The sequence below is a fragment of the Bradyrhizobium japonicum USDA 6 genome, from assembly GCF_000284375.1.
GTDB classification, from domain to species: domain Bacteria; phylum Pseudomonadota; class Alphaproteobacteria; order Rhizobiales; family Xanthobacteraceae; genus Bradyrhizobium; species Bradyrhizobium japonicum.
The window spans coordinates 2,922,389-2,942,388 of the sequence record NC_017249.1 but is presented as its reverse complement, the minus strand read 5'-3'; the positions used below and the strand labels follow the sequence as shown (position 1 = coordinate 2,942,388).

Sequence of the window (20,000 nt, the reverse complement as noted above, 5' to 3'; positions counted from 1 at the left end):
ACGATACGCTTTGCGATTGGCCGGAATCGTAGCCACGGCCCGCTCGCAGACGCAACAAAGAGGCGCGTGAGTGGCAATCTTAGCCACAAGCCGTGACCCTTGCGCAACACTTACCCGGAACCTGCCACCGAAGGGCCTGTTTTGAGACCATTTTTCCCCAGCCAATTGCGGCCGGGCAAGTGCATTCCTATTTCAGTGCTCCGCTGACCTCCTCCCGGACGGTTCCAGCCTCCCCTCCCCAATCGTTACCTTTCAGCCCTGCGGCCATCATGTCCTCCATCATTTCCGTCGCCAATTTGTCGAAGACCTATGGGTCCGGCTTCAAGGCGCTCAAGAACGTCAATCTCGACATCAAGCGCGGCGAGATTTTTGCGCTGCTGGGCCCCAACGGCGCCGGCAAGACCACGCTGATCTCGATCATCTGCGGCATCGCCAACCCAAGCGAAGGCACGGTCCTCGTCGGCGGCGAGAACATCCAGACCTCGTACCGCAAGGCCCGCTCGCTGATCGGCCTCGTGCCCCAGGAATTGCACACCGACGCCTTCGAGAGCGTGTGGGCGACGGTGAGCTTCTCCCGCGGCCTGTTCGGCAAGCCGAAGAACCCCGACCATATCGAGAAGGTGCTGAAGGACCTCTCGCTCTGGGACAAGAAGGACAACAAGATCATCACGCTGTCCGGCGGCATGAAGCGCCGCGTGATGATCGCGAAAGCGCTGTCGCACGAGCCGCAGGTCCTGTTCCTTGACGAGCCCACCGCCGGCGTCGACGTCGAGCTGCGCAAGGGCATGTGGGAGGTGGTGCGCACGCTGCAGCAATCCGGCGTCACCATCATCCTGACCACGCATTACATCGAGGAAGCCGAGGAGATGGCCGACCGCATCGGCGTCATCAACAAGGGCGAGATCGTGCTGGTCGAGGACAAGGCGACGTTGATGGAGAAGCTCGGCAAGAAGCGGTTGACGCTGCATCTGCAGGGCAAGGTCACGGCGCTACCGGACAGCCTCAGCCATTACGAGCTCGACGTCTGCGACGGCGGCGCGACGCTCGTCTACGACTACGACACCAAGGGCGAGCGCACCGGCATCACCAGCCTGCTCAGCGACCTCCGCAGCGCCGGCATCCGCTTCAACGATCTCGACACGACGCAATCGTCGCTCGAGGACATCTTCGTCGACCTCGTGAGGACGTCATGAATCATCGCGCCATCCGCGCCATCTATCTGTTCGAAATGGCGCGCACCTGGCGTACGCTGCTGCAAAGCATCGTCTCGCCTGTCGTCTCGACCTCGCTCTATTTCGTGGTGTTCGGTGCCGCGATCGGCTCGCGCATCAGCCAGGTCGAGGGCGTCAGCTACGGCACCTTCATCGTGCCGGGCTTGATCATGCTCTCGGTGCTGACGCAGAGCATCGCCAACGCCTCGTTCGGCATCTACTTTCCGAAATTCACCGGCACGATCTACGAAATTCTCTCCGCGCCGATCTCTTATGTCGAGATCGTGCTGGGCTATGTCGGCGCAGCCGCGACCAAGTCGATCATTTTGGGCCTCATCATCCTGGCGACAGCCGGCCTGTTCGTGCCGCTGCACATCCATCATCCGGTGTGGATGCTGACTTTCCTGGTGCTGACGGCGGTGACGTTCAGCCTGTTCGGCTTCATCATCGGCATCTGGGCCGACGGCTTCGAAAAGCTCCAGATGATCCCGATGCTGGTGGTGACGCCGCTGACCTTCCTCGGCGGCAGCTTCTATTCCATCGACATGCTGCCGGCAGGCTGGCGCTCGGTGGCACTGCTGAACCCGGTCGTCTATCTGATCTCCGGCTTCCGCTGGAGCTTCTACGAGATCGCGGATGTCAGCGTGTCCGTCAGCATCTGCATGACGACGGCGTTCCTGGTGATCTGCCTCGCCGTGATCTGGTGGATTTTCCGGACCGGCTACCGGCTGAAGAACTGACCACAGATCCGTAGCCCGGATGGAGCGCAGCGAAATCCGGGACGAGCGTCACCTCACGCACCAGCGGCCCCGGACTGCGCTTCGCTCCATCCGGGCTACGGCGCTACCTTACCTGTAGCAGTGGAAGCGATGGTAGCCGTCATAGTAGCCGCGGCAGCGGTAATGGCGGTGATGCGGAATGCCGAACACGCCCTCCACCGCGCCCACGGCCCCGCCGACACCTGCGCCGACCGCGCCGCCAACGACGCCACCCACGGGCCCGGCAATCCGGTTGCCTTCATAGGAGCCTTCCTGGGCGCCGCGCACGATGCCCTGGGCGTGGCCGGCTTGCGGCAGCGACAACAGCGCGAGCAAGATGGCGGCGGCTGCGAACAGCAGGCGGAGAGGCAAACCGGCCGGCAATTGCGCGGCGGCGATACGGGCTTTGTTCATCTTCGGTCCCAAGGGAATTAAGGGGGAAAGGGCAGCGGAAGCCGCCCGTCGAGGGCAGCCACGATCAACGCCTGAAGCGGCCGAATGGTTGCGCCTTTGTGACGAATTGTCGGCGTTGTGACTGCTTGACACGCTCGCGAAAATGTCAGCGCCGCCGCCAGCCACGCGGCACAAAGCGGCCTTGCTTACGCCCGGCATCGCGTTAACGATGGACGGGCAGCCCGCTGGAACGAAAGCCGGATTGCAGGCATATTGCACGCCGGGGGACGGCGAGCCGCGGCGCCTAGCGTGAACAGGCCGGAGGCCAGAACTCAAATGCGTTTCCAGATGCGTTCCTTTTTCATCGTTTTTTCCTCATTGATGTTTTTGAGCGCGGGCGCCGCGCAAGCCAAGGTCGAGATCACCGTCGACAAGGACAATCAGCAGATGACCGTCGCCGTCGACGGCGTCGCGCGCTATCACTGGCCGGTGTCAACCGGCATCCCCTCGCGCGAAACGCCGGGCGGCGCCTTCCGCGCCTTCCGCATGGAAGAGGATCACTACTCCAAGGAATTCGACGACGCGCCGATGCCGCACGCGATCTTCTTCACCAAGGTCGGGCACGCGATCCACGGCACCGACTCGGTCAGCCGCCTCGGCTCGCCGGCGTCGCACGGCTGCGTGCGACTGTCGCGTCAGAATGCCTCGACGCTCTATGCGCTGGTGCAGCAGCAGGGCGTGCTCAACACCACGGTGACGCTGACCGGCTCGGCCCAGGTGGCCCTGGCCCGCAACCCGCGCGGCCGCAACCCCACTGCAGTGGCCCGCGCGCCGCAACCCGCCGAAGAGCAATACGCCACCTCAGGCGATCCCGTGAATCTCGCACCGCCGGCGCAGCCCGCCCGCCGCTACATGCCGCAGGACGACAATTACATCTATCCGGCCGACGGCAGCGACACCGGCACGCGCTATCCCGCGCCGCGCTCGGCCGGCCGCCCGCTCTATGACGCACAGGTCTATCAGCAGCAGCCGCAGCAGTACTACAACCAAGGCTACGGCCAGCAGGGCTACTATCAGCCACAGCCCCGGCAATACTATCAGCCGCGCGGTTACTATCAGAACTGACACTATCGGAACGCGGCGTTGCCGCGTTCGACGATCTTTCGCGCAGCATCGACGAAGGCACGCGCGACCGGCTCGAGGATCTCGGGCCCGGTCGCGGCGAGATCGTCCGACGGCGTATGAAACGTCCGATGGCGCCCAGCCATGCCGATGAAATTGGCGTAGCCCGCCGCATGCACGTCGCGCAGCTCACCGACCGCCTGCTTCTCCGTCACCAGGCGTTTGGCCTCGACTTTTGCAAAAGCCTCGTCGGTCAGCGCGACGGCGGATTTGCTCAGCACGAGATAACGCTCTTGCTCGGGCCGATCGGTGCGGGCGCCTTCCGCGAAGGCATAGCAGGCGTTCGACGAGCCGAAGTGAATCCACGCCAGCGTGTCCTTCGGTGCCGGCGCTCCGTGCTTCAAAAACAGCTCCATGCCACCGTGGCCGATCTCGTGGCCGGCGGTGGCGATGAAAACAAGATGCGCCGGCCATTTCTCGGCGGCGACGGTGCGCGCCAGCGCGAGAAAGTTGGCGATGCCGGGGCCGCGCTCGCAGACGCACGAGTACCAGCCGGTCATCGGCGTGGAGACGACGATGACCGGGCCACGGCCGGCCCCGATCTCGGCGATGACGTTGCGGCCGACAACATCGCGCTCGTAATGGCCCTTGACGTCGAAGGTGACAGGCGCGCCTGAGGCGAGCGCGCGCTCGAACACCGCTCGCGACGCCGCGCCGACCACGATCACCGGCACCGGCCAGGGCGCATCCTCCTGCGTGACGTTATAGGCGAAGCGGTCATCGGCGGGATTGCCGATCATCAGCAGGATGGCCGCCGGCTTCCTTGCCGCAGCTTCCGCGATCGCCGCACGATGGGTCGCCCCCAGATAGGCGCCGCGATCGAACGGCAGATCGAGCAGAAGGATCTTGCCGGTGACATCGCCATCGCGCGCGAGCGGCGCGGCGAGATGGAAGCTGGCCTTGTCCTCCGGCGGCCACCAGAATGGCGTCGCCTCGACGGAGATGCCGGCGGCTTCTGCGCGGGCCCGCTCGACGACATATTGCCGCCCGAGCACGACGGGCTGGAAGCTGATTTCGAAACCCGCCTGCTTCATCTCGCCGGCGATCCAGTCGGCCGTCGCGCTATCGCCCGCGGAGCCGAAGCGGTGCAGACCGAAGGATGCGTAGCGCGCCACATCTTCATAGAGGCTCGCACCCGAAAGCACATCCTTGGCTAGCGCCTGTCCGACCATGAGAACCGCCATCGTTGCGATGAAGATAAGCCGCATATGAATGGCTCCCTGAACCGTTGTTTTTTGAGAGCCAGTTTCCGTCTTCCGCGGCCGCCGTCAAGCACCTGTCGAGCGCGAAGCTGGACGAACCGGGCGAAGATTTCATAAGCTCCTCCTTTCACCCGGGCTGCGAAACTCGATGCCGTCACGTGCCGCGACAATCCTGATCGTGCTCTCGGTTCTCACTGCGGGACAAGCCATGGCCTTTGATCTCGAAGCGCATCGCGGCGGGCGCGCGCTGTTGCCGGAAAACACCCTGCCGGCCTTCGCCAACGCGCTGTCGATGGGCGTGGACACGCTGGAGCTCGACGTCGGCGTCACCGCGGATGGCGAGGTCGTCGTGTCGCATGAACGCGGGCTCAATCCCGACCTCGCGCGCGACGCAGGCGGCGCCTATGTCGCCGCGCCGGGCACACCGTTCGTGAAGCTGCGGCTCGAAGAGGTCAGGGCCTATGACGTCGGCCAGATCCGCCCCGACAGTTCCTACGCGAAGCAATTTCCCGACCAGAGGGCCGTGCCGGGGACACGCATTCCCACCCTGCGCCAGCTGTTCGCGCTGGTGCGCAAGGCCGGCAACACGCGCGTGCGTTTCAATATCGAGACCAAGATCGATCCAAACCATCCGGACGAGTCGCTCGATCCGCGAGGCTTTGTCGCAAAGCTGCTCGGGCTGATCGAGGCCGAGGGATTTTCCGATCGCGTCATGATCCAGTCGTTCGATTGGCGGACCCTGCTGCTCGTCCAGCAACAGGCGCCCAACATTCCGACGGTCTACCTGACGCTCCAGCGCGGCTCGGGCCAGACGGTGTCGTTGGACAAGGCGACGAACTGGACGGCGGGTTTCAGCCCGGCCGATCACGGCGGCTCGCTGCCGCGGACGATCAAGGCTGCCGGCGGCACGGTCTGGTCGCCCTATTACGGCGATGTGACCGAGGCGGTCGTATCGGAGGCACACACGCTCGGACTGCGCATCGTGGTCTGGACCGTCAACAAGCGTGAGGACATGGCGCGCATGATCGAGCTCGGCGTCGACGGCATCATCTCGGACAGGCCGGACCTGCTGCGGCAAGTCGCGGGCGAGAAGGGAATTGCATTGCCGGCGGGAACGCCGGTCGCGCCGTAGGGCTCGATCTCGCGCCCCTACTCCCCATCCCTCAAGCGTCGATAGAGCGCGCCAAGGATATTGGAATAGTCGTCGGTCCAGACCCGCACCCGGTCGTCGGCTTCGGTCTGCTCCCATGACTTGGAGGAGGCGAGCCGGCCGACGTCGGCCTCCTCGCGCGCGGAGATGACGACGTCGGTCGAGAAGATGTAGTCCCCGTCGCGTCCGGAATCCTCGTTGAAGACCCAGCTCTTCAGATCGTTGGCATCGGCGATACCGACCACGACGGTCTCGAGATCGAGGTGCCGGTTGGAGACGTGCATCACCACGGCGCCGTGCGGCGCCAGCTTGTCCTTGTAGATATTCATCGCCTCTTCGGTGGCGAGATGAATCGGGATCGCATCCGACGAATAGGCGTCGACGATGATCAGGTCATAGGCGCCGTCGGGCTCTTTCGCGAAAGTGAGGCGAGCATCGCCGATCACCGGCTTCAGGCCCGGCATGCAGCTCGATATGTAGCGAAAGTTCTTCGGGTCGCTCGCCGCATCGACCATGGACTGGTCGATCTCGAAGAAGGTCCAGCTTTCGCCCGGCTCGGCGGCGCAGGCGAGCGTGCCCGATCCGACGCCGATTGCGGCGACCTTCAGCGGCGCGCCCTTGCGCTCGCGGATCGCGGTGATGGCCTGACCGATCCCGCCGTCCTTGTGGTAGTAGGTGATCGGCTCGGGCCGGCCGGCGACCGGCGTGCCGTCGTTGTTGCGGAAGCGCTCGGCGCCGTGGATCGTGGTGCCGTGCATCAGCACATGGAAATAGCCGCCGGGCGTCACCACGATCTTGTGCACGCCGAAGAAGCTGCGCACCGTCGTGACGCGGCCTTCGTCCGCCGGATAGACGCGGATCAACGCCAGCGCGAGCGCGGCGGTGGCGAAGATCTTCCAGCGGCTGGCGTTGAGCGCGAGCGCCAGAAGTGCTGCGAGCACGCCGACGGCCCCCGCGACCCAGACGCGATGATCCTCGAACCAGGTCGAGAGATCGCCGGTCAAGTAAGACGGCGCGACCAGCGCCACCGCAAGCACGGCGAGTGCCAGCCAGTACCATCTGACGATGCCCGCCAGCCGCTCGTTCGCCGGCGGCCGGCACAGCGCGGCGAGCGCGACCAGGATCGGGTATTCTGCGATCCAGGAGAAGGTGAATGGAGCGACAAGGCCGGCGAAGAGCCCGCCGACCATGCCGCCGAACGACAGCGCGACATAGAAGCCGGTGAGATATCTGGCGGCTGGGCGTGTCCGCGCCAGTTCGCCATGGCAGGCCATGGCGATGACGAAGAAGCACAATTGGTGGCCGCCGAGGGTCAGCAGCAGATTCTGTTCGCCGCCGAAGGCCAGCAGGACGATGACGCCCGCGATCGCGACCGGCTGGAGTATCAGCATCCATTTGTGCGGCAGCAGCGGCCGCGACTGGAACACGACCACCCAGGTGAGCAGATACAGCGACAGCGGCAGCACCCAGAGCAACGGCGCCGCCGCGACGTCGGTCGAGATGTGCGCCGTGACGGCGATCAGCAGGCCGGACGGCACCGCGGCAAGGAAGATCCAGCGCAGCCGCGTCACGATGCCTGGGGCCGGCGCATTGACGTCCTCGGTTTTTGCGTCGACCACGGCCAGCTTCGGCGAGCGTAGCAGCAGCACGCCGCAGGCGGCGATCAGGAGGATCAGGAGGCCATAGCCAAGGGTCCAGAACCGGTTCTGCGTGTGCAGCGTGAAAATCGGCTCCAGCAGGAACGGATAGGACAACAGCGCGAGGAAGCTGCCGATGTTGGAGGATGCATAGAGGAAATAGGGATCGTGTCCGGCAGGATGGCCGGTGCGGACGAACCAGGCCTGCAGCAGCGGATTGTTGGCGGCGAGCGCGAAGAACGGCAGGCCGATCGAGACCACGAACAGGCCGAGCAGCCAGAACGCATAGCCGGAGGCCGGTGGCTCACCATAGGCGGTGGCGATGCCGAGCGGCAGCGTGGCGAAGGCTGCGATCAGCAAAACCAGATGCACCGCGACCGGAACGATGCGATTCCTGATCTGCATCAAGAGATGCGCATAGGCATAGCCCGCCAGCAGCAGCGACTGGAAGAACACCATCGCCACCGACCACACCGCCGGCGAACCGCCGAGCCGCGGCAGCACCATCTTGGCGAACAGCGGCTGCACCGAGAACAGCAGCAGCGCGCTGACGAAGATCGCGGCGGTGTACACCGTCAGCAGCAGCCGGTTGCGCGACGAGGACGGCTGCTCCGTGGCGGCGGGTTGCACGATCGAATCCATGGAAGCTCCGGCTAAAACCCCGGCGGGCGCCGGGCGCGCGCAATGGAGCACACCGCGCCTGAACGGGCAATAAAGGGTCTCGTGATGTTGCAGCGACGATTGCTTGCTATACAGATGTCATTCCGGGCCTGGTCCTTCGGATCATCCCGGAATGACCGTGGAACATTTTGAATCCTTCATGACCGAAACCGACGTCATCATCATCGGTGCTGGCCATAACGGCCTCACCTGTGCGGCCTATCTCGCGATGGCCGGCCTGCGCGTGCGCGTCGTCGAGCGCCGCAAAGTGGTCGGCGGAGCCGCGGTCACGGAGGAGTTTCACCCCGGATTCCGCAACTCGGTCGCGGCCTACACGGTGAGCCTGCTCAATCCGCAGGTGATCCGCGACCTGGGCCTCACTGAACAGGGCCTGCGGATCGTCGAGCGGCGCGCGCAGAATTTTCTGCCCGCGCCCGACGGCAGCTATCTGCTCACCGGCGAGGGGCGGACGAAGGAGTCCGTCGCGCGGCTGAGCACGGACGACGCAAGCGCGCTCGACGGGTTCTCGCGCGAGCTGGAAGACATCGCCGACGTGCTGCGGCAGTTCGTGCTGCGCGCGCCGCCGAACCTGCTCGACGGTTTTGGCACGAACGCGATCCGCGAAGCGATGAACGCGTTCCAGAGCGCCAACATCCTGCGCGGGTTGACGCTGGAGCAAAGCCGCAGCCTGCTCGATCTCTTCACCCGTTCGGCCGGCGAGATGCTGGACGAGCGCTTCGAGCACGATCTGGTCAAGGCGCTGTTCGGCTTCGATGCGATCGTCGGCAATTACGCCAGTCCCTACGCGGCGGGCTCGGCCTATGTGATGCTGCACCACGCCTTCGGCGAGGTGAACGGCAAGAAGGGCGTCTGGGGCCACGCCATCGGCGGCATGGGCGCGATCACGCAGGCGATGGCGCGCGCCGCGCAGGGGCGCGGCGTCACGATCGACACGGATGCGGGTGTGCGCGAGATCATCGTCGAGCGCGACCGCGCGGTGGGCGTGGTGCTGGAGAACGGCACGTCCCTCCGCGCGAAATATGTCGCGGCCAACGTCAATCCAAAGCTGCTCTACACGCGGCTGATCGCGGCCGACGCCCTGCCCGCGGACTTCCTCGCCCGCATCCGGCACTGGAAGAACGGCTCCGGCACCTTCCGCATGAATGTGGCGCTGGACCGCCTGCCCTCCTTCACCGCACTCCCAGGCGACGGCGACCACCTCACCTCCGGCATCATCCTGGCGCCAAGCCTCGGCTACATGGACCGCGCCTATCTCGACGCGCGCGCGCGAGGCTGGAGCCGGGAGCCTGTCGTCGAAATGCTGATCCCCTCCACGCTCGACGACACGCTCGCACCGGCGGGCAAACACGTCGCGAGCCTGTTCTGCCAGCACGTCGCGCCCGAACTGCCCGACGGAAAGTCCTGGGACGACCATCGCGAGGAGGTCGCCGATCTCATGATCGCGACGGTGGACAAATACGCACCCGGCTTTGCGGCAAGCGTGCTCGGCCGCCAGATCCTCTCCCCGCTCGACCTCGAACGGCAATTCGGCCTGTTGGGAGGCGACATCTTCCACGGCGCGCTGACGCTGAACCAGTTGTTCTCGGCGCGGCCGATGCTGGGCCATGCCGACTATCGCGGTCCGCTGAAGGGCCTCTATCATTGCGGCTCCGGCGCCCACCCAGGCGGCGGAGTCACCGGCGCGCCCGGCCACAACGCCGCGCAGGCGATCTTGAGGGATCACCGCTCGCTGTTCGGAAGCCGTGGATAGGTATGTGGAAAGAGCTGTGGACAGGCTGTTGGCAAGTCTGTTGGCAACGCTGTGAGAAAGCAGTGGGTCGCCTGCGCGCGGCAGGCCCGGCGCGCCCCGCACAAGGCGGTGGAAAAGCTGGGGACGAGTGGCGGGATAAGGCCGTGGACAACTTTGGGGAAACGAGTGGAGGGCCTGTGGGCATTCCGGGCCGCCCCAAAACGACCTCGCCCGCCGGGGGCAACTCCCCGTGCGGGCGATCGTCAGGTAACAGCCTCTAAAGAAAAACAGCCCCGCCAGGAAATGGGAGGCGGAAATTACTTCAAGGAACTGCTAATCGAACCAAACTTCTCGTTCATGCTGGTGCCCAGGCTGTTCACCACGGTGATGATCGCCAGCGCGATACCCGCTGCGATCAGGCCGTACTCGATCGCGGTCGCACCGGACTCGTCCGACCAGAACTTCAAAACCATGCGCTTCAAGACTCGCCTCCGTTTCAATTTCAAGATGTGTTGGCTCGATCCAACACCCGGAAATGTACGGGACACAACCTGCAGTCAGGTTAAATCGGAACCTGCAAGTTATACGGAAATTGGGAAGAAAAGTTCCAAAAATTGAACTGACGGGACCCTAGGATGCAGCTTTCTCCCACTCATCGCGCCTGCTTTTCGATCGGCACCGAGGCCGCGGCCAAGCGCGTCGTCGACGTGCTCACGGAGGTCTTTTTCGACGGCGATGCGGCGGTCGCCGCCTTCGAGCGACCGGACGGACAGTGGGACGTCACGCTCCATTTCGCCGAGGCGCCCGATCAGGCATGGCTGCGGGAACTCATTGTAACTTCGGCAGGAAACGACATCGCGGACACGCTCGTGTTCGACATTGTCGAAGCCAAGGACTGGGTCAAGGCGAGCCTCGAAGATCTCGTCCCGGTGCCGGCCGGACGCTTCGTCGTGCACGGCAGCCACGACCGCGATCGCGTCGCGCCGAACAAGCTTGCCATCGAGATCGAGGCCGCGCTCGCCTTCGGCACCGGCCACCACGGCACCACCCGCGGCTGTTTACTGTTGCTTGACCACGTCCTGAAGAGTTCCCGGCCGAGGAACCTGCTCGACCTCGGCACCGGCACCGGCGTGCTGGGCATCGCCGCAGCGAAGGCGCTGCATCGCGCTGTGCTCGCCTCCGACATCGACCCGCCGTCGGTGCGGGTGGCGGCCGAGAATGCGACGCTGAACCACGTCGGCAACAAGTTGCGGGTGGTCCGCGCGACCGGATTTGCCGCGCCGGACTTTGCCAGATGCGGCCCGTTCGACCTGGTCCTGGCCAACATCCTTGCCAATCCGTTAAGGCAATTGGCCGGCCCGATGGCGCGGCACCTCGCGCCCGGCGCGCGCGTCATCCTCTCGGGCCTCTTGACCCACCAGGCCCCCGCCGTAATCGCCGCCTACCGCGCACGCGGCCTCGCGCCGCTGCGGCACCTGCGGATCGAGGGGTGGAGCAGTTTGTTGCTGAAGAAGATTGGTTGAGCTGCGTCCGCGGCGGTACTGCGCCCCTCGCCCCGTTCTTAAGGGGAGAGGGTTGGGGTGAGGGGCTGCCTCCGCAGCGACGGTGAGAGTTGCACTCGCGGAGAGTCCCTCCTCACCCGGATTGCTTCGCAATCCGACCTCCCCGCAAGCGGGGCGAGGTGAACGAACACCGCCCTACTCCGCCGGCTTCTCGTCCCGACGCGTCGCGCGCTTGCCCTGCAAGGCACGCTTGGCGCGGCGCTCGGCGAAACGGTCGATCATCTGGCTGATGAGGCCGCGCGGCTTCTTCGGTGGCGTTGCGGCCGGGGCGCGGTGGGCCGGCGGCGAAATCTTCTCAAACATGAACGCTGGCATCGTGTGTCCCCTCGCCGTTGAGATGAACCACCCGCTCGAATTTCCCTGTTATCCGGACGAAGCGCAACTGCTGCATCCTGTACTCCACTCAATTCGAATGGACCATTTTCAAGCACGGTCCGTGCCAGATGCGACTCCAAATGCGTCTACATTGCGGACTGATCGTCATGATCCTAAACTGAGCCATGTTCGAAGCACACTTCCAGACATTCGAGGAGCCCGAGGCCGGCGTCGCATTGACGGCGCGCCTGGCCGCGCTCCGTGAAGAACTCGCCCGCCGCAAGCTGACCGGCTTCGTCGTTCCGCGCGCCGATCAGCAGCAGAACGAATATGTGCCCCCCTCGGAAGAGCGGCTGGCCTGGCTGACCGGCTTTACCGGTTCGGCAGGATTGGCGGTGGTGCTGACGCATGAGGCTGCGATCTTCGTCGACGGCCGCTACACGATCCAGGCGGCCAAGCAGGTCGACGCAAAGGCCTGGGCGGTGGAATCGCTGATCGATCCGCCGCCGGAGAGCTGGGTATCGACGCACCTGAAAGCCGGCGACCGCCTCGGATTTGATCCGTGGCTGCACACTTCTTCGGCAGCCGAACGCCTCGCCGCCGCCTGCGCCAAGGCCAGCGCAGAGCTGGTCGCGGTCGACAGCAATCCGGTCGACGCGATCTGGCAGGACCGGCCGCAGCCGCCGCTGGCCCCGGTCGCCGTGCACAGCCTGCAAAATGCCGGGGTCGCCGAGGCCGAGAAGATCACGCAAATCAAAGGCGAGATCGCCAAGCTCGGCGTCGACGCGCTGGTGCTCTCCGACAGCCACGCCGTGGCCTGGACCTTCAACATCCGTGGCGCCGACGTCGCCCATACCCCGTTGCCGCTGTCCTACGCGCTGGTGCCGAAGGACGGCCGGCCGACCGTGTTCATCGACCACCGAAAACTCTCCAATTTGGCCCGCGACCATCTCGAGCAGTCCGCCGATGTGCGCGAGCCCGATGCGATGGCACCGACGCTGATGGCGCTGGCCAAGAGCGGCGCCGCGATCGCACTCGACAATGCCACCGCGGCCGACGCGCTCAGCCGGCTGATCGCAAGTGCCGGCGGCAAGCCGGTGCGCGGCAGCGATCCGATTGCACTGCTCAAGGCCGTCAAGAACGCGACCGAGATCAAGGGCACACGGACGGCGCACCGCCGCGACGCCGTGGCGCTGGCGCGCTTCCTCGCCTTCGTCGATCGCGAGGCACCAAGCGGCAAGCTGACCGAGATCGATGCGGTCGAGGCGCTCGAGACGTTCCGCCGCGACACCGGCGCGCTGAAGGACGTCTCGTTCCCGACCATATCAGGCACCGGTCCGAACGGCGCCATCGTGCACTACCGCGTCACCCGCAAGAGCAACCGGCGCATCGCGCCGGGCGATTTGCTGCTGATCGATTCCGGTGCGCAATATGAAGACGGCACCACCGACGTCACCCGCACGATGGCCGTGGGCGAGCCGACCGGCGAGATGCGCGACCGCTTCACCCGGGTGCTGCGCGGCCACATCGCGATCGCGCGCGCGGTGTTTCCCGACGGCACCACCGGCGCGCAGCTCGACACGCTGGCGCGGCAATATCTCTGGGCCGCCGGCGTCGATTTCGAGCACGGCACCGGCCACGGCGTCGGCAGCTATCTCAGCGTGCACGAAGGTCCGGCGCGGATCTCGAAGCTCGGCACCACGCCGCTGAAGCGCGGCATGATCCTCTCCAACGAGCCCGGCTATTACAAGACCGACGGCTTCGGCATCCGCATCGAGAACCTCGAGCTGGTGGTCGCCGCGGACATCGAGGGCGCCGAGAAATCGATGAACGCGTTCGAGACGCTGACCCTGGCGCCGATCGACCGCCGGCTGATCGATGTCGCGATGCTCGGCAAGGACGAACTCGACTGGCTCAATGCCTACCACGCGCGCGTTCGCGCCGAGGTGCGGCCGGCGCTGGACGATGCGACGAAGGCCTGGCTCGATCAGGCGACGGCGGAGCTGAAGGCGTAAGCTCGCCATTCCGAGACGCATAGCGCTACGCGATTTGCGCAACGCTCTTTCCCCGCCCATCCCTGTCATTCCCCGCGAAAGCGGGGAATCCAGTATTCCAGAGACAGAAACGTATGCGGAGAAGCCGCGGTGTACTGGATCGCCCGCCTTCGCGGGCGATGGCAGTGAATTTGTGGCGCGTGCAACGCGCCCAATCGGTCGCCATCGTGCCCTCATCGTAACCGTCCCGAAATCCGAATAGCCGCATTCCGAAACGCCGATATCCGTCTTGCGCGAGCACGCTACAGTCGATTCGACTTCGAAAGACGGACGACTATGCACGGCATGATCAGCAGGCCGCCGGACGCGGCGACGAAAAACATCGCGACCTCGCGCGTGGTGTTGCTGCTGCTGGTCGTCATGACCGGGATCGCGCCGATCTCGCTCTACATCCTGGTTCCGGCGCTGCCCGTGCTGGCGACGACATTCGGCCGCGACATCTCGATCGCGCAGATGACGGTGTCGCTGTACATGGTCGGCATCGCACTGTCGCAGCTGATCATGGGACCGCTGTCGGACAAGTTCGGCCGGCGTCCGGTGCTGCTTGGCGGCCTCGCGCTGATGGTCGCGGCGAGCATCGCCTGCATCTTCGCCGAAACCCTGCCGCAACTGATCGCAGCGCGCTTCTTCCAGGCGCTCGGCGGCGCCTCCGGCATGGTGGTGAGCCGCGCCATCATCCGCGATATCTACGAGCGCGACCGCGTCGCCTCCATGATCAGCCTCGTCGTCGCAGCGCTCATGATCGGCCAGATGGTCTCACCGCTCACCGGCGGCCTGATCGAGACCGCATTCGGCTGGCGGGCGATCTTCTACGCCGTCACGATCGGTGCGATCGCGGTCGCCGTCGGCATCGCGATCGCGCTGCCCGAGACCCGCCGCGATCGCGCGATCGGCAGCGGCGGCTTTCGCAGCGACGTCGGCACCCTGATCAAGAGCCGCGCCTTCATCGGCTACGTGATGTGCCAGGTGCTGGCGTCCCAGATTATCTTCACCTTCGCCGGCGGCGGCCCCTACATCGTCGTCACGCAGATGGGCCGGACCAGCGCCGAATATGGCGCCTGGTTCGCCACGACCGGCTTCGCATATCTCGTCGGCAATCTGCTCTGCGTGCGCTTCGCGCCGCGACACTCGCTGGAAAAGCTGATCTGGTTCGGGCTCGGCCTGCAACTCTGCGGCAGCCTGTTGAACCTGCTCTGGAGTTTTACGGGCTGGAACGAAGCACCCGCATGGCTGTTCGGCACGCAGATGATCGTGATGGTCGGCAATGCCTTCGTGATGGCGAACTCCGCCGCCGGCGCCATCAGCATCCGCCCTGAAGCCGCCGGCACCGCGTCGGGCGCGATGGGCTTCCTCCAGCAGGGCATCGGCGCGCTGATGTCGCAGTTCGGCGCCTATCTCGGCGGCCACTCCGCCACCACGCTGCCGCTGACCTCGGCGGTGCTGGCGATATCGCTGCTCTGCGCCTGCATGATGATCTTCGTTGTCCCCCGCCGCGAATTGGTGGTGAGCGAGGAGTTGATCGAGCAGGCCGAGGAGGAAGAGAGCGGGATGATGTAAGGGGGGATTGGCCTCGCACCAATCTCGGTGTCATTCCCCGCGACCCGGCTACGCCAAGGCTTCGCCGGGGCTGAGGTCCAGGGCCGCCGAAGCTTTAGCGTAGGCGGCAAGCGGGGAATCCAGTACGCCGCGGCGCCGGTAGCAACAGCGAGATCTTCAACGCATGCCTCTGGAATACTGGATTCCCCGCCTTCGCGGGGAATGACAGCGGAGTAAGTGGAGAGTGAAGTGCCCTCTCACTCCCCGATCAGCGTCAGCCACTCGTCCTCGGTCAACACCTTGACGCCGTGCTTGTTGGCTTCCGCGAGCTTGGAGCCCGCGCCGGGGCCGGCGACGACGAGGTCGGTCTTCTTCGACACCGAACCCGACACCTTCGCCCCCAGACGCTCCGCGGTCGCCTTGGCCTCGTCGCGCGTCATCTTCTCCAGCGATCCCGTGAACACCACCGTCTTGCCGGCGACGGCGGAATTGCTCTTCGGCTTCTCGGCGTCGATGATCTCGACTTCCTTGGTCAGCCGCTCGACAATGCCGCGATTGTGGCTCTCGCCGAAATAGTCGGCGATGCTCTTGATCACGGTGTCGCCGATCTGGTCCAGCGCGTCCATCTCGGCCATCGCCTCCTCGTCGCCCTTGGCAACCTTGAGGCAGGCGTCGTGGAAAGCGTCCCACGAGCCATAGCCGCGTGCGAGCGCCAGCGCCGTGGTCTCGCCGACATGACGCATCCCGAGCGCATAGACGAAGCGCTCCAGCGCGATTCTGCGCCGGCTCTCGATGGCGCCGAACAGGTTGCGCACCGACGTTGCGCCGTAGCCCTCGATCTCCTCGAGTTTCAGCTTCGCATTGCGCTTCTCCAGCGTGAAGATATCGGCAGGCTCCTTCACCCAACCCTCGTCGAAGAAATACTGGAGCTGCTTCTCGCCAAGACCGTCGATGTCGAAAGCGCGCCGCGACACGAACAGTTTGAGGTGCTCGATCTTCTGATAGGGACAGGCGAACTCGCCGGTGCAGCGGGCGCGCGAGCCCTCTTCGCCGGCCGCCGTCTCCTCGCGCGTGACGTCGGTGTGCAGCGGGCACGGGCACTTCGTCGGGAAATGGAATTCCTTGGCGGTCTTCGGCCGCTTGTCGAGGACGACGTCGACCACCTGCGGGATGACGTCGCCGGCACGCTGGATCACGACGGTGTCGCCGATCCTGATGTCGCGCCCCTCGCGCAGCACCTCACCCTTGTTGCCGATGCCCTTGATGTAGTCCTCGTTGTGCAGGGTGACGTTCTGCACGATCACGCCGCCGACGCCGACCGGTTCGAGCTTGCCGACCGGCGTGAACGAGCCGGTGCGGCCGACCTGGATCTCGATGTCGCGCAGCACCGTCACGGCGCGCTCGGCCGGGAATTTGTGCGCGATGCCCCAGCGCGGCGTGCGTGAGACGAAGCCGAGCCGTTCCTGCCAGTCGATGCGGTCGACCTTGTAGACGACGCCGTCGATGTCGTAATCGAGTTTTGCGCGCTGCTCCTCGATCGAATGATGGAACGCGAGCAGCTCCTCGACGGAATGACAGAGCCTGGTCAACGGATTGGTCTTGAAGCCGCAGCTCTCGAACCAGCCGATCATGCCGCTCTGCGTACCCTCCGGCATCGCGCTCATCTCGCCCCAGGCATAGGCGAAGAAGCCCAGGGGGCGCGAGGCGGTGATGGTCGGGTCCTTCTGCCGGAGCGAGCCCGCAGCCGAATTGCGCGGATTGGCGAAGATGGTGCTGCCTTCCGCCTTCTGCCGCTCGTTGAGCGCGAGGAACGCTTTCTTGGTCATGTAGACCTCGCCGCGCACCTCGCAGATATCCGGGATGTTGCGGCCTTTCAGCTTCTGCGGCACGTCTTCGAGCGTACGGATGTTGGCGGTGACGTCCTCGCCTTCAGCGCCATCACCGCGGGTCGCCGCGGTGACGAGCTCGCCGCCCTCGTAGCGCAGCGACATCGAAAGGCCGTCGATCTTCGGCTCGGCCGAGAAATCGACCTTGTCGTCGTCGAGCTTCAGGAAGCGCACGATGCGGCCGACGAAGTCGCGGACGTCCTCTTCGGCAAACGCGTTGTCGAGCGACAGCATCGGAACGGAATGCCGAACCTTCTTGAAGCGCCCCGACGGGGCCGCGCCGACTTTCTGGGACGGCGACTCCGCGCTGACGAAATCCGGAAACCGCTTTTCGATCGCGTTGAAGCGCTGGCGCAACGCGTCGTATTCGGCGTCGGTCACGGTAGGCGCGTCCTCTTGATAGTAGCGCCTGTCGTGCTCTTCGAGTTCGAGCGCGAGCCGCATGTGCTCGACCTTGGCCTGCGCCTTGGTGAGGTCGGCGACGTCGCGAAGCGGCCTTGCGTTGGATTTTGCTGCTCTTGCCATTATACTTAAGGTTGCGTCTCGTCGTTCCGGGATGGTCCGAAGGACCAGACCCGGAACCTCGAGATTCCGGGTTCGCACTTCGTGCGCCCCGGAATGACGGTTGGGAGGGGCTCGGCAATCATGGCGTACTACGTCATATCCTAGCAAGCCGGCGCGATGGGGCAATCTATGTCGGTATCACTAATGACCTTGTGCGCCGCGTCTACGAGCATCGTATCAAGGCCGTGCCCAGCTTCACGACAAAATACAACATCACGCGACTGGTTTGGTTCGAAGCCTATGACGATCCCATCTCGGCGATATCGCGTGAGAAAGAACTCAAGAAGTGGAAGAGAGCTTGGAAAACCCAGCTCATCGAGAAGAAGAATCCAAATTGGGATGATCTGTACGAGTCGATCTGCAATTAAGAACGTCATTCCGGGATGGTCCGAAGGACCAGACCCGGAATCTCGAGTTTCCGGGTTCGATGCTTCGCATCGCCCCGGAATGACGGTGGTGGCCTAAGCCGTCGCCGCCTTGAGCAGCCGTTCGGCGGCAGCTCTCGCCTCGGCCGTGATCTCGGCGCCGGCGAGCATGCGGGCGATCTCCTCGCGGCGGTGGTCGGCGGCCAGCGCATTGACGCGGGTGGCCACGCGCTTGCCCTTGTCGAGGGCGTCCTTGGAGATCAGCAGATGCTGGCCGGCACGGGCGGCGACCTGCGGGGCATGGGTCACGGCCATCACCTGCACCTTGCCGGCAAGCCGCGCGAGCCGCCCACCGATGGCGTCCGCGACCGCACCGCCGACCCCGGTGTCGATTTCGTCGAACACCAGCGTCGGCGCCGAGCCGCGGTCGGACAGCACGACCTTGAGCGCCAGCAGGAAGCGCGAGAGCTCGCCGCCGGAAGCGACCTTCATCATCGGACCCGGCTTGGTGCCAGGATTGGTCTGCACCCAGAACTCGACGCGGTCGAAACCTTGCGGGCCCGGCGCGGCCTCATCGGTCTCGACCTGCGTCATGAACTTGGCGCGTTCGAGCTTGAGCGGCGCGAGCTCGGCGTTGACCGCCTTGTTGAGCTTGTCCGCCGACTTCTGCCGCGCCATCGACAGTTTCTTGGCGGCAGCGGCATAGCGCGCGTCAGCCTCGATCGCCGCCTGCTCCAGCTTCTTCAACCGCGAAGCACCGGCATCGATCAGGACGACATCGGCAGCGTATTTGGCGGCAAGCGCGGCGAGGCCATCGACCGGCGTCGAATATTTGCGCGAGGCGGCGCGCAGGGCGAACAGCCGCTCCTCGATGCGCTCGAGCTCGCCCGGGTCGAAGTCGGTCGCGGCGAGCGCGGCCAGAAGATGCTGGTCGGCTTCCTCCAGCGCGTTGATCGCGGCGTCGATCGCCTTCACGGCAGGCTCGACCAGCGCCGGCGAGTTGACACCGCGCCGCTCCAGCCGGCGCACGGCGGCCGATAGCGAGGCGACCGGCGAATGATTGCCGCCGACGGCTTCCTGCGCCTCCCGCAAATCGGAGGCGATCTTCTCGCCCTGCATCATGGTGGTGCGGCGACCGGCGAGCGAGGTCTCCTCGCCATCCTTGGGCGCGAGCTGCTTCAGTTCGTCGGAGGCGTGGCGCAGATAGTCCGCCTCGCGCGAGGCGCGCTCCATGGCGGCGCGGTGCTCTTCCAGCGCGGCGCTGGCCGTACGGCGCGCGTCCCAGAGCGCTTCGACCACGGTGACGTCCTTTTCGAGCCCCGCAAAGGCGTCGAGCAGGCGGCGGTGGGTGGCAGCATCGACCAGCGCGCGCTCGTCATGCTGGCCGTGGATCTCGACCAGGGCGCCACCGACCGCCTTCAGCGTCTGCACGCTGATGGACTGGTCGTTGATGAAGGCGCGGGTGCGGCCGTCGGCGAGTTGCACCCGGCGGAGAATCATCTCGCCGGTATCGTCCAGGCCGTTCTCGGCCAGAATCTTCGTCGCGGGGTGATTTTTGGGGATATCGAAGACGGCGGTGACCTGCCCCTGCTCCGCGCCATGGCGCACGAGCCCGGCATCGCCGCGGCCGCCGAGCGCCAGTGCAAAGGCATCGAGCAGGATGGATTTGCCCGCACCGGTCTCACCGGTCAAAACCGCAAGTCCGGTGGCGAATTCGATATCGAGCCGCTCGATCAGGACGATGTCACGGATCGACAGACGCGCCAGCATGGAAT

General features: G+C 65.3%; 15 protein-coding genes and 1 pseudogene. 9 read left to right on the top strand and 7 right to left on the bottom strand.

The annotated features are described in order from the left end of the window. The first annotated feature begins 269 nt into the window (after positions 1 to 269). Both BJ6T_RS13765 and BJ6T_RS13760 read left to right on the top strand, forming a co-directional pair. Positions 270 to 1,193, top strand: coding sequence for an ABC transporter ATP-binding protein (locus BJ6T_RS13765; protein WP_014492982.1), 924 nt, complete (start codon positions 270 to 272; stop codon positions 1,191 to 1,193). Next, positions 1,190 to 1,951 carry an ABC transporter permease gene (locus BJ6T_RS13760; RefSeq protein WP_014492981.1) on the top strand — a complete coding sequence of 254 codons (762 nt, stop codon included), beginning with the start codon at positions 1,190 to 1,192 and terminating at the stop codon, positions 1,949 to 1,951. Before BJ6T_RS13765 ends, BJ6T_RS13760 begins: the two co-directional genes overlap by 4 nt. Before the next feature lie 108 nt (positions 1,952 to 2,059). Here the strand turns inward: BJ6T_RS13760 and BJ6T_RS13755 are convergent, their stop codons facing one another. Then, entirely contained in the window at positions 2,060 to 2,383 is a 324-nt protein-coding gene (locus tag BJ6T_RS13755; protein ID WP_014492980.1) for a hypothetical protein, read from the bottom strand. Between the two features lie 327 nt (positions 2,384 to 2,710). On the opposite strand from BJ6T_RS13755, the gene BJ6T_RS13750 reads away from it, so the two are divergent. After that, positions 2,711 to 3,487, top strand: coding sequence for a L,D-transpeptidase (locus BJ6T_RS13750; protein ID WP_039229100.1), 777 nt, complete (start codon positions 2,711 to 2,713; stop codon positions 3,485 to 3,487). A gap of 2 nt (positions 3,488 to 3,489) precedes the next feature. On the opposite strand, the gene BJ6T_RS13745 is transcribed toward BJ6T_RS13750, so the two are convergent. Continuing rightward, complete coding sequence (locus tag BJ6T_RS13745) at positions 3,490 to 4,752, bottom strand: zinc-binding metallopeptidase family protein (protein ID WP_014492978.1); 1,263 nt, start codon at positions 4,750 to 4,752, stop codon at positions 3,490 to 3,492. A 142-nt stretch (positions 4,753 to 4,894) separates the two neighbouring features. Here BJ6T_RS13745 and BJ6T_RS13740 point away from each other — a divergent pair, with 142 nt between their 5' ends. Next, on the top strand, positions 4,895 to 5,878 hold the full coding sequence (locus BJ6T_RS13740) for a glycerophosphodiester phosphodiesterase (protein WP_014492977.1): 984 nt from the start codon (positions 4,895 to 4,897) through the stop codon (positions 5,876 to 5,878). Between the two features lie 17 nt (positions 5,879 to 5,895). Here the strand turns inward: BJ6T_RS13740 and BJ6T_RS13735 are convergent, their stop codons facing one another. After that, positions 5,896 to 8,175 carry a fused MFS/spermidine synthase gene (locus BJ6T_RS13735; RefSeq protein WP_014492976.1) on the bottom strand — a complete coding sequence of 760 codons (2,280 nt, stop codon included), beginning with the start codon at positions 8,173 to 8,175 and terminating at the stop codon, positions 5,896 to 5,898. A gap of 178 nt (positions 8,176 to 8,353) precedes the next feature. On the opposite strand from BJ6T_RS13735, the gene BJ6T_RS13730 reads away from it, so the two are divergent. Next, positions 8,354 to 9,964, top strand: coding sequence for a phytoene desaturase family protein (locus tag BJ6T_RS13730; RefSeq protein ID WP_014492975.1), 1,611 nt, complete (start codon positions 8,354 to 8,356; stop codon positions 9,962 to 9,964). A 296-nt stretch (positions 9,965 to 10,260) separates the two neighbouring features. On the opposite strand, the gene BJ6T_RS13725 is transcribed toward BJ6T_RS13730, so the two are convergent. Further along, positions 10,261 to 10,416: a Flp family type IVb pilin gene (locus BJ6T_RS13725; protein WP_085965691.1), complete on the bottom strand. Its 156-nt coding sequence runs from the start codon at positions 10,414 to 10,416 to the stop codon at positions 10,261 to 10,263. Between the two features lie 162 nt (positions 10,417 to 10,578). On the opposite strand from BJ6T_RS13725, the gene BJ6T_RS13720 reads away from it, so the two are divergent. Next, a complete protein-coding gene (locus BJ6T_RS13720; RefSeq protein WP_014492973.1) occupies positions 10,579 to 11,466 on the top strand; it encodes a 50S ribosomal protein L11 methyltransferase in 888 nt (295 codons plus the stop codon). A gap of 174 nt (positions 11,467 to 11,640) precedes the next feature. Here BJ6T_RS13720 and BJ6T_RS13715 read toward each other — a convergent pair whose 3' ends face one another. After that, entirely contained in the window at positions 11,641 to 11,820 is a 180-nt protein-coding gene (locus tag BJ6T_RS13715) for a hypothetical protein (RefSeq protein WP_014492972.1), read from the bottom strand. A 185-nt stretch (positions 11,821 to 12,005) separates the two neighbouring features. On the opposite strand from BJ6T_RS13715, the gene BJ6T_RS13710 reads away from it, so the two are divergent. Both BJ6T_RS13710 and BJ6T_RS13705 read left to right on the top strand, forming a co-directional pair. Continuing rightward, positions 12,006 to 13,835 carry an aminopeptidase P family protein gene (locus BJ6T_RS13710; protein WP_014492971.1) on the top strand — a complete coding sequence of 610 codons (1,830 nt, stop codon included), beginning with the start codon at positions 12,006 to 12,008 and terminating at the stop codon, positions 13,833 to 13,835. A 315-nt stretch (positions 13,836 to 14,150) separates the two neighbouring features. After that, positions 14,151 to 15,431 carry a multidrug effflux MFS transporter gene (locus tag BJ6T_RS13705; protein ID WP_014492970.1) on the top strand — a complete coding sequence of 427 codons (1,281 nt, stop codon included), beginning with the start codon at positions 14,151 to 14,153 and terminating at the stop codon, positions 15,429 to 15,431. 236 nt (positions 15,432 to 15,667) lie between these two features. Here BJ6T_RS13705 and ligA read toward each other — a convergent pair whose 3' ends face one another. Further along, positions 15,668 to 17,821 (bottom strand): NAD-dependent DNA ligase LigA, encoded by a 2,154-nt coding sequence (ligA, locus tag BJ6T_RS13700; protein WP_014492969.1) that lies wholly within the window; start codon positions 17,819 to 17,821, stop codon positions 15,668 to 15,670. 120 nt (positions 17,822 to 17,941) lie between these two features. Here ligA and BJ6T_RS48240 point away from each other — a divergent pair. Beyond that, a pseudogene (locus BJ6T_RS48240) lies at positions 17,942 to 18,228 on the top strand (GIY-YIG nuclease family protein). Between the two features lie 93 nt (positions 18,229 to 18,321). On the opposite strand, the gene recN reads toward BJ6T_RS48240, so the two are convergent. Beyond that, complete coding sequence (gene recN / locus BJ6T_RS13690; protein WP_014492967.1) at positions 18,322 to 19,995, bottom strand: DNA repair protein RecN; 1,674 nt, start codon at positions 19,993 to 19,995, stop codon at positions 18,322 to 18,324. Positions 19,996 to 20,000: the final 5 nt, after the last annotated feature.

What these genes read in the sequence shown, in the direction of transcription:
- BJ6T_RS13765 (WP_014492982.1), top strand. Translation starts at nt 270, where the DNA reads ATGTCCTCCATCATTTCCGTCGCCAATTTGTCGAAGACCTATGGGTCC.
- BJ6T_RS13760 (WP_014492981.1), top strand. Translation starts at nt 1,190, where the DNA reads ATGAATCATCGCGCCATCCGCGCCATCTATCTGTTCGAAATGGCGCGC.
- BJ6T_RS13755 (WP_014492980.1), bottom strand. Translation starts at nt 2,383, where the DNA reads ATGAACAAAGCCCGTATCGCCGCCGCGCAATTGCCGGCCGGTTTGCCT.
- BJ6T_RS13750 (WP_039229100.1), top strand. Translation starts at nt 2,711, where the DNA reads ATGCGTTCCTTTTTCATCGTTTTTTCCTCATTGATGTTTTTGAGCGCG.
- BJ6T_RS13745 (WP_014492978.1), bottom strand. Translation starts at nt 4,752, where the DNA reads ATGCGGCTTATCTTCATCGCAACGATGGCGGTTCTCATGGTCGGACAG.
- BJ6T_RS13740 (WP_014492977.1), top strand. Translation starts at nt 4,895, where the DNA reads ATGCCGTCACGTGCCGCGACAATCCTGATCGTGCTCTCGGTTCTCACT.
- BJ6T_RS13735 (WP_014492976.1), bottom strand. Translation starts at nt 8,175, where the DNA reads ATGGATTCGATCGTGCAACCCGCCGCCACGGAGCAGCCGTCCTCGTCG.
- BJ6T_RS13730 (WP_014492975.1), top strand. Translation starts at nt 8,354, where the DNA reads ATGACCGAAACCGACGTCATCATCATCGGTGCTGGCCATAACGGCCTC.
- BJ6T_RS13725 (WP_085965691.1), bottom strand. Translation starts at nt 10,416, where the DNA reads ATGGTTTTGAAGTTCTGGTCGGACGAGTCCGGTGCGACCGCGATCGAG.
- BJ6T_RS13720 (WP_014492973.1), top strand. Translation starts at nt 10,579, where the DNA reads ATGCAGCTTTCTCCCACTCATCGCGCCTGCTTTTCGATCGGCACCGAG.
- BJ6T_RS13715 (WP_014492972.1), bottom strand. Translation starts at nt 11,820, where the DNA reads ATGCCAGCGTTCATGTTTGAGAAGATTTCGCCGCCGGCCCACCGCGCC.
- BJ6T_RS13710 (WP_014492971.1), top strand. Translation starts at nt 12,006, where the DNA reads ATGTTCGAAGCACACTTCCAGACATTCGAGGAGCCCGAGGCCGGCGTC.
- BJ6T_RS13705 (WP_014492970.1), top strand. Translation starts at nt 14,151, where the DNA reads ATGCACGGCATGATCAGCAGGCCGCCGGACGCGGCGACGAAAAACATC.
- ligA (WP_014492969.1), bottom strand. Translation starts at nt 17,821, where the DNA reads ATGGCAAGAGCAGCAAAATCCAACGCAAGGCCGCTTCGCGACGTCGCC.
- recN (WP_014492967.1), bottom strand. Translation starts at nt 19,995, where the DNA reads ATGCTGGCGCGTCTGTCGATCCGTGACATCGTCCTGATCGAGCGGCTC.